This window comes from Ignavibacteriales bacterium (assembly GCA_015709675.1).
In the GTDB taxonomy this organism is placed as follows: Bacteria; Bacteroidota; Ignavibacteria; order Ignavibacteriales; family Ignavibacteriaceae; genus H2-BAC3.
The window spans coordinates 3,765,684-3,781,711 of record CP054182.1 but is presented as its reverse complement, the minus strand read 5'-3'; the positions used below and the strand labels follow the sequence as shown (position 1 = coordinate 3,781,711).

Sequence of the window (16,028 nt, the reverse complement as noted above, 5' to 3'; positions counted from 1 at the left end):
TATGATAGAAAAGATAATACTCTGACGCAGATCGGACCGTTCCGGAGTATTCAGGTGATCTTTCAGGCAGGGCAAAAAAAAAAGCCCGGCGCTGGGGGATACACCGGGCTGCCTCTTACTAAGGTCCTTAGGTCAGGGGAGAAACCTAAAGACGAGGTGTTCAAATATAAGAGTTTTTTGAGTTCTGTCAATGGGTAAATAAAAAAAATTAAAAAAAATCAATTGTGGGAGAAAAAAAATACGTAACTGACAGAGGAACACTTAAATAACCGGTTAGGGCAAAAAAAAGCCCGGCGCTGGGGGATACACCGGGCTACCTCATACTAAGGTCCTTAGGTCAGGGGAGAAACCTAAAGACGAGGTATTCAAATATAAGTATTTTTTAATTTTTGGCAAACAATTTTGCTATCAGACGGAAAATTTTTTTTATTTTTTTAGTGAAAGTCTTATAAGCACAATTTCAGAACTGCTTCCGGTTCTCACCGGCGGGCCCCATGTTCCGGCACCCGACGTGACATAAACGTGCATATTCTCAATTTTTTTATAACCCCAGCTGACTTCATAGATCATGGACGTTACAAAATTGAACGGCCATATTTGTCCGTGATGCGTATGCCCGGATAACTGCATAGCGGCGCCTGCCTGAGCGGTTTTCCATAATGCAAACGGCTGATGATCCAAAACAATAATAGGAAGCCCTGCAGAATCAGACGAAAGAAGTTCTTTTACATCTTTCCTTTTGCCATCGGTAAATCGCGATATTGCGCTGTCCTCTCTTCCTGCAATGGTAATACTGCCGGCAATGGTAGTGAGGGAATCACGAAGGACATTGAAACCCGCAGCAGTTAAAAATTCATCCGCCTCCTCAACTCCGACGATATACTCATGATTTCCGTTAGCGACAAATGTGCCGTACGTTGATGTGATTTTTTTAAGGGGCTGGTCAATGTTTCTTGAACGCAGCCGGTATATCTGATCATCTACGATATCACCGGCAGCAAGTACCAGATCAGGTTTCAGGCTGTTAATAATCCCGGCAATTTTTCCGGCTTTTGAGCCGTTGTTAACCGGTGTAAGATGTGAATCCGCGAAAAAAGCGATGCGAAGTGAATCCAGTTCAGCGCCCGGGGCTTCAACTTCAAGTTCGATTTCCCGGACTTGTATATCACGAGCATTGAAGTAACCATAACTTACGGTAAGCAGTACAAAAACCAGTGAGAGGAGAGTAAACCGGAGTTTTATCTTTTCATAAGCAAGGGGAATTTTTTTAAGGTCTGCTATCCTTTTTCTCATCACAAGCCGTAAAAGTTCGCCGAGCAGCACAAAAAGAATGCTGTAATGCATGAAAGCAAACCAGATAGAACCCATCCAGAGCACAACGGTATAGAGACCGCTGTCAACCCCGGAAAGCAGGGCACGGGCTGCCACATAAGAAACCGCGGAAAGGAACATAATCACAATCACTAAAATCCGCAGCGCTTTGGGTGCTGCAGCAAGTCCCTGCCATACCCTCCTTAACAGGTAAAGGTTAGTGAGAGCAAAGGATGTAAAAAAGATTATAAAAAACCAAGCCATTCAATACGTGAAATTAGTTGATGAAAATGCGGAAATTGCCAATAGTATCCGGAAATACTGCAGTAATTCAGGCCGAACCGCCACAGCCGTAACTGCGGGCAACACTCCTGAATAAATCCTGTAACAAACTTAAAACATATAAAAACAGGGTGTAAGTTCCGTAAGATATGAAAATGTCATAACTTTTATGTACCGGATTTGGGAGCGGGGTCAGGTAATCTGCTGAATTGCGGAATATTACATTTATGGATATTTTTTAAGATTAGGTTCGCAGGGAGGGCTTTTTTTATTGGAGATCAATCAGCAGGGATTGCAGCATCTCTGCGTTTGGAAGAATCGGTTTTGTTTTGTGGCGATGCAAATGCTGTCACCCGGTGTCCGAGCGGAGTCGAGGACACTGCTATGCATCGTCTCAACTTGAACCTATTGTCGTTTATGTCCCTGCCGTCCTTCATGTCCTTGGATGGGTTCGAGACGCTGCAATCGCCGTGATGGTTTGCATCCTTATATATATCCGTGGCGGCGATTGTAACGTCTATACAAAAAAATGAGATAATTTGTTGTGGAGAAGTCGAAAATGCTTGGATGAAATTGCACCGTGACAAGTTTTCTGTATTTGCATCGTCTCATAGAGGTAAAAAGTAGGTGTGATATGGGTAAAACACCGATACACGATGAGACGATGTATTAACATGAAATCCGTGTTTATAAAAATCCCGTTTAGTGATTGCATTGTTTCTACGGAATTTTTATATCAATTCATAATTCAAATTTCATAATTCACAATTTTTTTGCTATTTTTACCTGAGTTCTTAAAGAAATTAATTAACTCCCCGGGTGAGAGAACATTTGGGAAGTAAATTCTGGGTACTTCAGGGAAAGATTTTCTCCGATTACAATCCTGCTTTTTAGATTGATTTCTGTTGTTTTTGTTTTCTGAAACAGTTTTAGTCAATATTTTTGATTTAAGCTGTCCCGTTCGTATTTGATTTTACTTGTTCAAATAAACTGGTGTGGACGAATGGCTACTAAAAATAGGTGCTTTTACAAACTACTCTCTTGGGCGGCACTCTCGCTTATTGCCTTCTCCACATACTCCTGCTCAGAACCCGCAAGCCCGTACGGGCAGTCGGAAATTGCCTCTACTTCAAATATTGCTCAAATATGGGGAAAATATCATAAATCCCCGTCTATTGTTCGTTTATTCCCCAAATATCATTCAACAACAAAACTAGTGGAGCTCCTATGAAATCTCTGGTCCTGCTTTTCGCAATTTTTATTTTCGGTGAATTTGCTATTTTACAGGCATAATATCCGAGAGAAAGTACAACGATAAACTTCAAAACGGTGATCAGTCTGCCGGGAGTTATACAGTTAATTTTGACGGCTCAGGATATGCTTCTGGTATTTATTTTTATGAACTTAAAGCAGGTAATTACTTTATGGTTAAAAAAATGAATTTGCTGAAGTAAGTATGAATAAATTTAAATTGCTCACAATTGTAAAAAATAAATCGTCACTTACAGGAGTGCATTTATGAAGCGAAGTAATTTTAATGTATTATTTATCAGAGGATTCCGGTATGCCGGAATCCTCTGGTTACTTGTTACTTTCAGTTGTCAGGCACAATTTGTTTTTCCTGATGCGCCGGAGATATGGAGCAAGCCGGAAAAACTTCTGCCTGACAGTTTGTCTGTTGGATATTCGTTTTTTAGTTTAACTCATAGCGGTGATACCTTAGTGTATTGCGACCCTAATGTGAAGTTTATGTATAAGGATTCACTTGGTCACTGGAAGGGTCCCTTTTTATTTAGCCCCCTATACGTAATACCAGGTTTTTCACCTAGAAATGCTGTGTTAACACCCGACCGAAAGACTTTGTATTTTACAGATATGCAGAGCTTCCGGATGTATAAATGCAGATACAATGAAGAAACAAAGGAGTGGGGCGTACCGGAAATGTTCTATGATAACGGATTTAATGTAACCTCCCGCTGGTACTGCATGAATTTTCCTGATGATACTACGATGTTTGTTGTCGGAGAAGAGAAAACCAAACTTGCCCGGCTGCGTGATGGGCTCTGGTATCCGAAATACTTTCCGTATGAAGGAAATAGTTATTTGTTTTCAGATGGACTGTGGTTGGATAGTACAACATTGAGGTTATATTGTACAATGGGGACGACAAATGCTGATCTTTATGTAGATTATTTTGAGGATACATCGTATGTAGGAGTACAGAGGTATAAATTAAACATTTCAAAAATATCAGATAGTTTATATACCCTTGGGGAGTACCAGGGGCGCAGAGAAAAGTACCCTTATCTGACCAAAGACAGGCGTAAGATGGTTTTCCAGGCAAATTATGACGGTGTGTTTCGTTATTACATAAGTTATCTGTTGGTAGATGAAAACGGAGATACAATTTTAACTTCATTAAAAAATGATGAAACACTTGATCAGATTGATTACTCACTGAATCAAAACTACCCCAACCCCTTCAACCCGATAACGGAGATTGAATTTGCGCTCCCAGAGCAGAGTGATATTACCTTAAAAGTATATGACATCCTCGGCAAAGAGATTGCAACACTTGCCACTGGCAGCTACTCAGCAGGCAGATATACCGTTCCCTTTGACGGCACCAGCCACGCAAGCGGAGTATATATTTATAAACTGAGTTATGGTAAGGGGCAGAGTATTACGAGGAAGATGACACTCCTAAAATAATTGTGAATTGTGAATGGTAAATTGTGAATTTTCACTTTTCACTCTTAACTTTTAACTAAAAGAAAGCCCTGGTTTGCAGCCGGGGCTTTTTTGTTTTAAGACTTTGTAGCCCCCTTCTTTTCGACGCAATCCGCCGCGGCGGAAAACGAAGTTTGACGCTAAGTTTCGCAGAGTTTTAAAACACCTAATGTGCAGACGGTTCAGTTTGATTTTCGCAGCAGTTCATAGTATTTGCGGATGAGCTCTTCATAGTCCCGTGAGTATCCTTCTTTGCTGAGGCGGTTCAGCTCTTCCTGGAAGAAACTGTTGCGGTCTGAGGGATTTTTCATCAGATCGGCAGGGGACTCCCGTCTTACATTTGTTCCGGTGAACGACTCCCGTTCCTTTTCATAATCTCTTTCATTTGCTGAGCGCTGGGCATCAAGCAGTTTTGAAAGTATTCTTTCCTGCTTTTGAATTAACTCATCATCAGCATAACCGGTACGCATATCGGTAATTACTTCTTCCATTTTACGCACCAGATCATCCAGGTTTGAGGTGAGCCCTTTTGATTTACCTGTCTCTTTTGCTTCCTGATTAAGCTGCTCGAGCGATTTCTGAATCAACTCCTGCTGCTGTGCAAGCCGCTGAAGTTCTGCCTGCTGCTGCGGAGTTAGCTGTCCGCCGGAGCCCTGCTGAAGCTGCTGGGTCATCTGGTTCAGTGTCATCTGCTGACCGGACATCTGGCCAAGCTGCTGCATCATGGACATCATTCCGCCACCCTGTCCGCCGGACTGTGACATCATTGATTCCATTGAACCCTTCATCAGTGATGCGGCATCGTTTAATGATTTCATTGCATTTTCTGCATTGTTGGCTGCCTGCGGACCGTTACGGTTCTGAAGCGCTTCCATTGCCTGCATCATATTTCGCATTGCATCACCAAGCGACTTTCCCATCTCCGGGGTAATGGCAAAAGTTTTTTTAGAAAGCTCTGCCATTTCAGAGAGCATCTGCTCTAATGATTTACGGATTTTCTCCTGTTCGCGGGCAGCATCAGCGTGATTTTGCCTTCCCTGCTGCAGATCATTTTTAAGTTCTTCTTCCTTTTTTGAAAGGTCAATCATATCATTCAGCAGCTTCATCATATCCATAAAGGTCTGCATCTGAGTCTCCTGCTGCATAGAGTTCTGAAAGTTCATCAGACTTTCTTTTGTCTGCTGAAAATTCTTTGAAAGCTGCTGCATCTTCTGCTGCGCCTGGCTGTTCTGATTTTTTTGTATATCCTGCTTCGCCTGCTCAGAAAGTTCGCTGTTTTCCTGCTGTTCAAACTCTTCTTTTAATTTATCGAGTTCTTCCTTTGGCAGGTCGCTCAGTTCTTCGAGAAGTTTTTGCAGATCTTCCATTTCTTTTTCCAGCTGGTCTGACTGCTTTGAAATTTCTTCCTGCTTTTTGGCAAGCTGATCATTCTTCTGCGGATTTTTATTGTTCTTCAATTCCTCAGAGAGTTCTTTCTGCTGTTTTTCTAATTCTTCCGCGCGTTTAAGCAGTTCATCGGTTTTTTGTTCTGCCTGAACCCGTTTAAAAAGTTCAATGGTGCGCTCAAGACTTTTTCTGAAGGTCTCTTCATCAAACTGCATATTCTGCATTGCCTGCTGAACCTGCTTGCGGTCCATGGTTTGCAGCGACTGATTCAGCTTTTCCATCGCGCGCTTCATTTCTTCACTGCTGAGCCGCTCCATCAGGTTTTGCAGCTCCATATACTTTTCAAGTGTTTCCTGAGTGAGGAGATTGTTTTTTTGCAGGTCTTCTTTTGATTCAGAAAGTTTCTGGTTCAGTTCCTCGCTTCTTTTCTGAAGCTCTTCAAATTTTTCAACCGCTTTTTCGATGCGCTCTTTTTCTTCAAAAGAAAGTTCTTTTTTGTCCTGCTTTAAGTTACGGTCAATCTTATCCAGTTCTTTCTTGAGTTCTTCAGCATCCTTCATCAGTTCTTTCATCTCTTTTTCAACAGTATCAAGAGATTTGTCTGACTGTGCAAAAAGTTCATCTAATGAGGGGAGCCGAAGATTCCGGATATCGGATTTAGCTGATTTCGGACCGGAGACTGCATCGTTATCATATATCTCAGCGTAAAAAGAAATAACATCCTCTGTGGCAAGATTCAGCGCTGATACATTCCATATATATGAAACATCCCCCTCGCGCATTCCTTTGGTAACGGGAATTTCAATCTGACGGAACTCCTGCCAGGGGAGCTCATATCGTGAGGAAACAAGTTTGTAGTGAAGAATAAGTTTTGAAAATCCGTAATCATCACTCACCCCGAGCAGAAGCGGCACCCGCTGATCTGAAGATAAATTAATATCCTTTGAGGGCTGTATCATGCTGATAAGGGGGAAACCATCCTGCAGGGCTGTTATGCTGTATTCAACCGGAGAAATATTGCGGTTGCTGTCGGTATCCGTCATATATATCTTATACGAGAAACTCTCCTTAAACCGAAGCGAGCCGGATGCGGTTTGCCCGTCGGTTTTAAGCGGGTGGACTGTTGAATCATTCACCAGAATCCACGCGGAAAGGAGGTTTCTTGTAGCTTCAATTTTCAGATTAAGCGTGCTTCCCGCCAAGGCAGAAAAACTGCCGTTATCGCGCTGAACAAGCAGGGGAAGCCCGGAGTAGGCGGGCTGGCTTACGGTGGCCTCAAGAGAGCGGATGACCGGATAGTCAACCACCTCAAGAGTGAACTGTCCGCTTTTAACATCGCCGGAGGATGCAAGATATATAGTGGTATTTCTCACTGAGGCAAACCGGTATGTAAACAACCCTGCAGAATCTGCATCAAGCGTTATCTTATTCAGTTCCGTTTCGCTTGCATCTTTAAAGAAAAATTCGATTGACGATTTTTTCTGACCAATCACACGAATCGTTATGGTAATGCTTTCCCCTTTGGTCACCTTTGCATCGCCCGGGGAAACTGCAAACGAAAACGGTGCGGGGGGAATAAACTCCTGCTTATAATTAAAGAACCGGTGGGCTGCATTTCCGAATGCTGGTACTGATGATACCAAAGTAAGAACAAGAATCAGCAGCGGCAGAGAATAGAGGAGCAGTTTCCTGGCCGGTTCAGCCGAAAGTGCCTGATGAAAAAGAATATCTTTTGTGTTTTTATATACTCTTCTGAATTCAGCCCCTGCCAGCGAGGCAGACCAGCGTTCATCACCGAAGAGGACAATCTGAAGACTGTTGGCCAGAGTATCCTTTATCTCAGGGAAATAATTTCCCGATTCCTCAGCGGCAGATATATATCTCCCCTCATCAAACGGGAAGAAGAGCCGCGAAAAAGGGAAGAAGAAATGATACGACAGCGAAAAAAGAAAGGCCAGCATCCAGACCATAAAAAGTCCGGTTCTCACCTGTGAAGAAAAGTGGAACAGCGTTTCTGCTGAAATAAAAATCAGGAAGAGTGCTGCAGTAAGAATAAGAGTAATCTGAATACCGCGGGCTGAACGGATAAAAATTCCGCGTTTCTCAAATTTTTTGAGCCGGTCAGTCAGATGGTTCAGTTCTTCGTTAAAATGCATAGTCTGGCTTATTGTGATAATGCATAAATAACAAGATTAGCTCCGAACCTGAGCGCCTCATCACGCTTTTCAGGCGGATTTTTATGAATCTCAGGATCAGCCCAGCCGTCACTTGGATTTGCCTCAACGGTATAAAAGAGCGCAACCCGGTCATTGATCAGAATACCGAATCCCTGAGGGGGCTTCTCATCATGCTTATGGGTTTTAGGCGGACCGTAAGGGAAAGGATACATGATGTTATATATCTTATGGCTGAAGGGAAGTTCAACCAGCGGTTTATCGGGGAAGACTTTTTTCAGTTCCCGGCGGAAAGCATTATCAAGACCGTAGTCATCATCCACATAAAGAAAGCCGCCTGACTCCAGATATTTCCTCAGCCGATTCGCATCGGTTTCTGTGAGAACTATGTTGCCGTGACCAGTGAGAAAAAGAAACGGGTAATAAAAAATGTCATCGGAGGAGAGCTCAACAAATGAGTACTCAGGTTTCACTTTTATGGAGCTATTCTGCTGAATGAATTTGAGCAGATTCACCTCTGCGGATGGGTCATTATACCAGTCCCCTCCGCCGGCATATTTTACTCTGCCAATACGGAATTCGGCTCCCTGCGGATACACTGCCGCACAAAGGAGCAAAAAGGAAATCAGGGCAAATGAAACGGTTTTCAATCTTTCAGATGATTTATTTTTCTCGGTTGAATATAACCCCTCCGGCTGACTCTTCAAGTACCAAAACGGGTACAGGTTATACGATTAAAACGGACGAATGTTCCGGTTGAATTATGAAGTATGAAGTATGAACTTCTCATTCATCTACAACCTGGTTAAATTATGAGGTGTGAATTATGAAGTATGAACTTCTCACTGTCTCAGAGTATAAACTTGCTCAGGTCGCGGTCTTCAACGATAACGCTGAGTTTTTTCTGCACCAGTTCAGCGGTAATCTCAAATTCTTTTTCACTCAGGGTATCGGGCACTCCGAAAAGAATTTCATCAAGCAGAGTTGAAAGAATAGTGTGCAGGCGTCTTGCCCCGATGTTTTCAACCTGTTCATTCACCTGGAAAGCAATCTTGGCAATCTCAGCGATGCCATCTTCCTTGAATATAACATTTACTCCCTCTGTTTCAAGCAGGGAAGCATACTGCTTAAGGAGCGCATTCTGCGGGATAGAGAGTATTTTGATAAAATCTTCTTCTGTCAGACTTTTCAGTTCCACACGAATGGGGAATCTGCCCTGCAGTTCCGGGATCAGGTCAGATGGTTTTGATATATGAAACGCACCTGACGCAATGAAAAGAATATGATCGGTTTTAACCGGGCCGTATTTAGTGTTTACGGTTGAACCTTCCACTATTGGAAGAAGGTCTCTCTGCACTCCTTCACGGGAGACATCCGGGCCGCCGCCCCTGTTTCCGCCGGCAACTTTGTCAATCTCATCGATAAAAACGATTCCGCTGTTTTCAGCACGACTGACTGCTTCTTTATGGAGATTGTCCATATCAATCAGTTTTTGCGCCTCTTCGTTTGCGAGAATCTCCCGGGCGTCGGCAATCTTTGTTTTCCGTTTTTTCTTTTTCTTCGGAATCATATTGCTCATGATTTCCTGAAGATTGATTCCCATATCATCTCCGCCGAGAGGTCCCATAATCTGCATACCTACCGCGGGTTGTGTAATTTCAAATTCGATAATCTTTTCATCCATATCACCCCGTTTAAGTTTCTCACGGAGCCACTCGCGGGTCTTTTTATTGGCGACTGAACTCTCCGGATTTTCAGGGTCTTCGCTTTGTTCCTGCGCAGGGGTGTTAATCACTACCGGCGGAATCAGTATATCAAGAATCCGTTCTTCAGCCATATCAATGGCTTTCTGCTTTACTTCTTCGGTTTTTTCAGCGCGCACCATGTTAACTGCAATCTCGGTAAGATCGCGGATCATGGATTCCACATCACGCCCGACATAACCGACTTCGGTATATTTTGATGCCTCAACTTTAATGAAAGGGGCCCCAGCCAGACGCGCAAGGCGGCGGGCTATTTCGGTTTTGCCCACACCGGTAGGGCCGATCAGGATGATATTATTCGGCATGATTTCCTCACGCAGAGCGCCTGAGACCTGCTGACGGCGCCAGCGGTTGCGGAGAGCAATGGCAACAGCGCGCTTGGCTTCATGCTGCCCGATAATATAGTTGTTCAGTTCGTTTACGATTTGTGAAGGCGTTAACTGTTTATTAAAATCCTCTGAGGTCATGCTGTTTCTTTAGTTTCAATAGATTCGACATTAATTTTATCGTTTGTATATATACAGATATCAGCCGCGGTTTTTAATGCTTCACGGCAGATTTCCGGAGCGCTGAGCTGGCTGTACTGCTTCAGCATTTTGGCTGCGGCCAGTGCATACATACCGCCGGAGCCGATTGCAACTATTCCGTCATCCGGCTCAATCACATCTCCGTTGCCTGAAACGATCAGCGCTTTATTTTCAGCTACTACGGCAAGCATTGCTTCAAGACGGCGGAGATATTTATCGGTGCGCCAGTCCTTGGCCAGTTCAACTGCTGCCCGGTTAACATTTCCTTTATACTGCTGAAGTTTATCTTCAAAACGCTCCATAAGGGTGAAAGCATCAGCAGCCGCACCGGCAAATCCGCAAAGGACTTTTCCGCCGGCCAGTTTCCTGATTTTCATGGCATTATGCTTCATGACGGTATTGCCGAGAGTGACCTGTCCGTCTCCTCCGAGTGCTGCCTGTCCGTTATGGACAACACCTATGATGGTAGTGGCTTTAATCTGTTCCATGGTTCTTAAAATATCTGAATACAAACCTTAAATTTACCAAAATATCACCTCAGAATTGAGGGAATGAGGGGTTTGGGATGAATTTATGCTTTCTTATTCTGAGCTGAAATTTATTTCAGAGCGTCCGTGTTCCCGGAAACATAGTCCGAAAGAATGGCCAGAAATTTGTTTAAGCCGCAATAGGTAACATCATTTTTTCCGGGGAAACCATCACCATCCGGCATTATTATGAAAGCTTTTGCAGGCGACAAATCCCTTACAGACTCATAAAATCCCCGTGAGGGTACAGGGGAATTTGAGAATTTAATATCAGCAGCAATAACCGGCTTCAGCCCGCGCGCAATGACCAGGTCTGCCTCTGCACCATTTGAAGTCCGGTAAAAATAGAGAGAATAGCGGTTATCAAGTATTCCGGCAATTTGTTCAATGACATAGCCCTCCCATATTTGCCCGGCAGACGGGTGCCCGAGCAGGTCATCATACGTCTCAATATCCAGCAGGGTATGAAGCAGGCCGGAATCGCGTATATATACTTTCGGAGATTTCACCATCCTCTTTTTCATGTTAATCTGCCACGGCTCAAGCAGGCGGAGATGAAATGAAGCCGCAAGGTAATCTATATACCGTTTTACTGTCGGGATAGTTACTCCCAGAGAGGATGCCAGAGTTGACTGATTAAGCAGTCCGCCCTGAAGGTGTGCTAACATTCTCCATAAATTGTTTACGGTTTTCTGATTAAATCCTGCACCAAAGATGTTCGCCAGTTCAATCTGTGCATAGCTTTGAATATATGACTTTCTCCAGTTCCGGGAGTTTTGATTATTCTCTGCCAGTAATGAACTGGGAAACCCTCCGCGCATCAGGTGCTGCTCTCTCAATGTTATATCAGGAAGCTCACTCAGTGTCAGAGGAGTAATCTCATGATATTCTACCCTGCCTGTCAGATATTCCGAAACACCGGTAATGAGGACGGGGGAGGCAGAGCCCAAAAGCAGGAACCGTCCATCCTTTCTGTTACGGTCAATTGCCGGACGAAGCTCACGAAAGAGTTCCGGTCTTGTTTGTATCTCGTCAATGATAACCAAAGAATTCTCGTATCTTTCAAAAAGAGTACCCGGGTCTTCAAATTTTCTGAAATCTCGTGAGTCCTCTAAATCAAAGTAAACGGACTCCGGATGCAAAGAGAGGATTTGCCGGGCTAATGTGGTTTTTCCTGACTGGCGAGGTCCGATCAGAACACACGCTGGATTGTGTCTGAGCGATTTTTGTACTATTGGAAGAAATTTTCTGGTAATCATGTCTAAATATAACAAATAACCATGTAAATATAAAATCAAAGTTTAGATTTACATGGATAAATTGACTTTTCGTACGGTTAGGCTGCCCCAGATATCCTGAGAAAAGTTATAATCCCAAAGAATAACCATGTAAATCTAAAGTGAAACTTTAAATTTACATGATTAAATTTGGGGTGTAAACACTATTCAGGGTGGTATGGCAATGGTGGTTAAGGCAAACAAGGATGAAGCCGCTCCGGGCGGACACATCTCCACCTTTAAGGCCGCGGTCTTCCAGATAACGGTTAAAGCGCGCCTGATAAAACGCAACTTACCCCCAAACCCCCTCTCTCCTGACAAACAGAATTCTTACTCACCAGTCACTTGTTGAGTGACTGAATACTTTCTTGTTAAAAAATCGATTGGAAACAGGGGGCTTTTAAGATCACCTGTTTAAGGAATGGAAAAAACCATTAGGTCAGTACAATTTCCGAAAACTGAGCAAGTCACAAAACCGTCTAAAATTTACGTTCAAACTAAAAATTCGCTCGATTTGTTACATTCTCTCTTCAAAGTCCCCTCTTTCCCAGACAATGCCTGATGAAGGATTAACTCTGTTTCTCAATAAATCAGAATTAACGTAATAGTTGGTTTTTTGGGAGAGAGGGGATTTAGGGGTGAGTCCTTAAAGCCAGGCAAACACAATAGCCCAACAAACCGGGTGATCAATATTAATTCTTGCCGTTTGTTAGATTTAATGCCAGTAAGCACAGACATACAAGTCACCCATACCAGATAAAACAAAAAAGGACACCTCGTTCTGAGGTGTCCTTCTTAAAAAGGGAGAATTCTAACTATTAGAATTCGTAGTGAGCTGAGATATAGCCGAAGGTTTCTGAACCGTTAGCGATATTCTTCAGGCCGTCAAAAAGAACCTGCTCAGCAATGGTAGCATGAAGCTGGAATTTGCCAAACTTGAATCCGAGACCTGCTCTCAGATCGTTTCCGAAAGCATTACCGGTCTGTTCATCTTTGGTTGTAGCGGTTGCTGCATTTTCCCAGGTCCATGAAGTGGTATTAGCTGTATAACCAAGACGTCCAACTAACCAGTCAGTAAGAGTCCACTCAAGACCAAGATTCCAACCCGGGAAGGTGAAAGTTGAGTTTGAGAGCTCAGGAGCTGCAGCAGTTGAAGGGGTGGTGGTGCTGGTGATTCCGAGAGCCGGACCGCCTGCAAACATAACATCACCAACCTGATAGTGAAGTCCGAAGCCAATAGCGAAATTGGTGCTTGAAGGAAGGTCAGCAGAAACACCGGCAGCGTTAGTTGAGCTTCCGCTTGAGGTCATAAAACTGACAACCGGAACGTAGGTGAATTTGCTGGTTGCTTTATAAAATGCACGGGCATTAATCATCATCATGGTATTGGATGCTTCAATCTTTGCTGCTCCTCCTCCTGCATCAAATGAAGCTGAAGGCATAATTAAGGAGAAATCCACATCCAGATCAAGACCGGAACCAAGCTTACCGATGGCGCCAAGATTAAGGCCGAGCTGTGAAGCGCTTCCTTCTGATTTAACACCGCCGGCAGGAGTTGCAGTCTGATTGGTTGAAGCAAAAGCAAGACCAAGACCGAGCGTCCATGAATTATTAAGAGCATAAGAACCAAGAATCTGGAAATTATTATCCAAAGGGGTAACAGAACCTGCGCCTGCAACACCGTTAACAATACCAACAACTCCGCCGGGATCAAGCTGAGCGATTGAACTGGTCATGAAATCCTTTCTTGCAAGGATTGCACCCACGGTAATCTGGCTGTTGAATCTCAGGTTGAAACCTGCGTACTGACCGTTACCATCATTTGGCGAACCAACAATGGATGAACCGAAATCACCATAGAAGAAATTTGCATAATGACCTGCATATGCCGGATTGGTTTTCAGATTTTCCAGATCCAGTATATAAGGATTATCTCCAAGACTGAGAACTCTGGCGTAACCGCCTGTTTTCTCAAACTTTGGAGCTTCCTGTCCGAAGGTTAGTCCGGTGATCAGTAAGAGAACTGTGAAAGTGAGTTTATACATATACTATCCTCTCCGATAGATTTGTGAAAAGAAAATGACTTTCACCCGAAAACTATACCAATAAAAGTTTACGGACAAACAGGATTACCGTCTGAAAAGAGGGTAAATTCTGAATTAAATAAGGAGAAGAGCGAGGAATATCTTAATAAATTATCAAGGAAAGGGTTAAACGCCTAAATTACTTATGTAACTAACCTTATAAATCCATCTAAATAAAAATATGCACAGAATTTGCCCCTTGTTTCACCGCTTACAGTTTATCCCGTTTAATTATCACCTGCCGGAGGAATTATTCGGGCATCACGCCACAACCTGTGAGGATTGTTCCCGGGGCCAGGGTTTTCCCTCAAGACGGGCCAGAATTTCGCCGGCGAGCTCAAGGTATGCTTTTGAGCCGATGGAGTTTGCGTTACAAAGTACTGCCGGCATCCCGGAAAACTCTGCTTCAGTGATGGCAGTGGATTTCGGAATGATGGTGTGCAGTATATGCTCCCCGATGGTACGGAAAAGCTCGTTTTGTGTTATCAGCCAGGCACGGGTATTTTTTTCATACATGGTGAAAAGAACTCCTTCAATGGATAGCCCGGGGTTATAATTTGATTTTATCCAGTAAAGATGCTTAAACATTCTCTTAAGTGCTTCAACGGAAAACTGTCCTGACTTAACCGGCATGATTACCGAATCTGAAGCAGCCAGTGCAAGAGTGGTAATGCCTTTGAGATAGGGGGGGCAGTCAAAGATGATAAAGTCATAATCTTTGCATTCGTTATTAAGCATATTCCGGAGGAGTAGCAGGTTGCTGGTTAAACGGGTGAGCCGTTCTTCACTCTGATATGATGAAGATCCGCTCGGAATAAAATCCAGATGAGAAAGTGATGTTTTAAATATTACCTGAGAGAGTCTTTTGGTGTAAGAGAATACGTGCGACAGATCAGCCGGTAGTGAATTGTGGTCAACTCCTAAATTGAGTGCACAGGTGCCTGCCGGATCCGCATCAATCAGGAGGACCTTTTTTTCAGCCACCGCAAGTGATGCAGCCAGGTTAACCGCTGTGGTTGTTTTCCCCACCCCTCCCTTAGGTATTGCAACTGAAATTACTTTTCTCATCTGACAGAAAGGTGTGTGTGGCTAATTTATGATGTTTGCTATAATAAAATACTATAAATTTATTTTTCTGAAAGAAAATTCTTTCATCGAAAATTTATGAAGATCAGGAGAAAATGGAGATAATCATCATCTGCCTGACCGCCCTGGCGGGTTCGGCACTAACCTTTTTTTCAGGTTTCGGACTTGGAACGGTCTTACTCCCTGTTTTCGGACTTTTTTTTCCCATCGAAACGGCTGTTACGATGACTGCAATAGTCCATTTCGCCAATAATCTCTTCAAACTTGGTCTGACCTGGCGCGATGCTGACAGGGAAGTTGTTATTAAATTCGGGTTACTCTCTTTTGCAGGGGCTATTGCCGGCGCAATCCTTCTCACGGCAGTGAGCCAAATGGGGTCGCTTTTTCAGTACTGGCTCGGGAATGAAATGTTTGTTGTTACTCCAGCCGGATTGATTATCGGCATCCTGCTGATTTTCTTTGCTCTGTTTGACATTATGCCCGGTACCCGGCGAATTGCAATCCAACCGAAATATCTCCCTTACGGCGGTGTATTAAGCGGGTTTTTTGGCGGCTTGTCCGGTCATCAGGGGGCACTCAGGACAACGTTCCTTATCCGCGCGGGACTGAGTAAAGAATCGTTTATTGCAACGGGTGTGATGATTGCCTGCATTGTTGATATATCACGCCTGACTGTTTATTTTCCTATGATGAAAGAGTCATTCACAGGAAGCGAGGGGGGGCTTCTTACCGCTGCGGTATTCTCCGCGTTCGCGGGTGCGCTCGCGGGAAATAAACTTCTGAAAAAAATTACCATCCGCTCTCTTGAGAAGTTTATTGCAGTTCTGCTTATAGTATTTGGAGTACTGCTTGCCGCTGGTATCGTCTGACAAACCAGTCCG

At 43.7% G+C, this 16,028-nt stretch carries 11 protein-coding genes; 3 read left to right on the top strand and 8 right to left on the bottom strand.

Features of this window, described 5'->3' with window-relative positions; genetic code table 11:
• Window positions 1-426 precede the first annotated feature (426 nt).
• A complete protein-coding gene (locus HRU80_14870; GenBank protein QOJ30080.1) occupies window positions 427-1,575 on the bottom strand; it encodes a metallophosphoesterase in 1,149 nt (382 codons plus the stop codon).
• Window positions 1,576-3,453: 1,878 nt separating this feature from the next.
• Between HRU80_14870 and HRU80_14865 the strand changes: the two genes are divergently transcribed.
• A complete protein-coding gene (locus HRU80_14865; GenBank protein QOJ30079.1) occupies window positions 3,454-4,305 on the top strand; it encodes a T9SS type A sorting domain-containing protein in 852 nt (283 codons plus the stop codon).
• Window positions 4,306-4,505: 200 nt separating this feature from the next.
• On the opposite strand, the gene HRU80_14860 is transcribed toward HRU80_14865, so the two are convergent.
• From HRU80_14860 to HRU80_14840, 5 genes are all read right to left on the bottom strand, one after another.
• The gene (locus HRU80_14860; GenBank protein ID QOJ30078.1) at window positions 4,506-7,865 is read right to left on the bottom strand and encodes a hypothetical protein; all 3,360 of its coding nucleotides are present in this window, start codon (window positions 7,863-7,865) and stop codon (window positions 4,506-4,508) included.
• Window positions 7,866-7,873: 8 nt separating this feature from the next.
• A complete protein-coding gene (locus HRU80_14855) occupies window positions 7,874-8,512 on the bottom strand; it encodes a DUF4159 domain-containing protein (protein ID QOJ30572.1) in 639 nt (212 codons plus the stop codon).
• Between the two features lie 221 nt (window positions 8,513-8,733).
• The gene (gene hslU, locus HRU80_14850) at window positions 8,734-10,113 is read right to left on the bottom strand and encodes an ATP-dependent protease ATPase subunit HslU (GenBank protein ID QOJ30077.1); all 1,380 of its coding nucleotides are present in this window, start codon (window positions 10,111-10,113) and stop codon (window positions 8,734-8,736) included.
• Window positions 10,110-10,661, bottom strand: coding sequence for an ATP-dependent protease subunit HslV (gene hslV / locus HRU80_14845; protein ID QOJ30076.1), 552 nt, complete (start codon window positions 10,659-10,661; stop codon window positions 10,110-10,112). Before hslV ends, hslU begins: the two co-directional genes overlap by 4 nt.
• A gap of 110 nt (window positions 10,662-10,771) precedes the next feature.
• Window positions 10,772-11,974, bottom strand: a complete 1,203-nt coding sequence (locus tag HRU80_14840) for an ATP-binding protein (protein ID QOJ30075.1) — start codon at window positions 11,972-11,974, stop codon at window positions 10,772-10,774.
• Between the two features lie 181 nt (window positions 11,975-12,155).
• Between HRU80_14840 and HRU80_14835 the strand changes: the two genes are divergently transcribed.
• Window positions 12,156-12,329, top strand: a complete 174-nt coding sequence (locus HRU80_14835; protein QOJ30074.1) for a hypothetical protein — start codon at window positions 12,156-12,158, stop codon at window positions 12,327-12,329.
• Between the two features lie 466 nt (window positions 12,330-12,795).
• On the opposite strand, the gene HRU80_14830 is transcribed toward HRU80_14835, so the two are convergent.
• Both HRU80_14830 and HRU80_14825 read right to left on the bottom strand, forming a co-directional pair.
• A complete protein-coding gene (locus tag HRU80_14830) occupies window positions 12,796-14,022 on the bottom strand; it encodes a hypothetical protein (GenBank protein QOJ30073.1) in 1,227 nt (408 codons plus the stop codon).
• Between the two features lie 300 nt (window positions 14,023-14,322).
• Entirely contained in the window at window positions 14,323-15,129 is an 807-nt protein-coding gene (locus HRU80_14825; protein QOJ30072.1) for a ParA family protein, read from the bottom strand.
• Between the two features lie 113 nt (window positions 15,130-15,242).
• On the opposite strand from HRU80_14825, the gene HRU80_14820 reads away from it, so the two are divergent.
• Entirely contained in the window at window positions 15,243-16,016 is a 774-nt protein-coding gene (locus tag HRU80_14820) for a sulfite exporter TauE/SafE family protein (protein QOJ30071.1), read from the top strand.
• Window positions 16,017-16,028: the final 12 nt, after the last annotated feature.

Coding starts and splice junctions, on each gene's coding strand:
- HRU80_14860 (QOJ30078.1), bottom strand. CDS start 7,865: ATGCATTTTAACGAAGAACTGAACCATCTGACTGACCGGCTCAAAAAA.
- HRU80_14870 (QOJ30080.1), bottom strand. CDS start 1,575: ATGGCTTGGTTTTTTATAATCTTTTTTACATCCTTTGCTCTCACTAAC.
- HRU80_14835 (QOJ30074.1), top strand. CDS start 12,156: ATGGCAATGGTGGTTAAGGCAAACAAGGATGAAGCCGCTCCGGGCGGA.
- HRU80_14830 (QOJ30073.1), bottom strand. CDS start 14,022: ATGTATAAACTCACTTTCACAGTTCTCTTACTGATCACCGGACTAACC.
- HRU80_14820 (QOJ30071.1), top strand. CDS start 15,243: ATGGAGATAATCATCATCTGCCTGACCGCCCTGGCGGGTTCGGCACTA.
- hslV (QOJ30076.1), bottom strand. CDS start 10,661: ATGGAACAGATTAAAGCCACTACCATCATAGGTGTTGTCCATAACGGA.
- HRU80_14825 (QOJ30072.1), bottom strand. CDS start 15,129: ATGAGAAAAGTAATTTCAGTTGCAATACCTAAGGGAGGGGTGGGGAAA.
- hslU (QOJ30077.1), bottom strand. CDS start 10,113: ATGACCTCAGAGGATTTTAATAAACAGTTAACGCCTTCACAAATCGTA.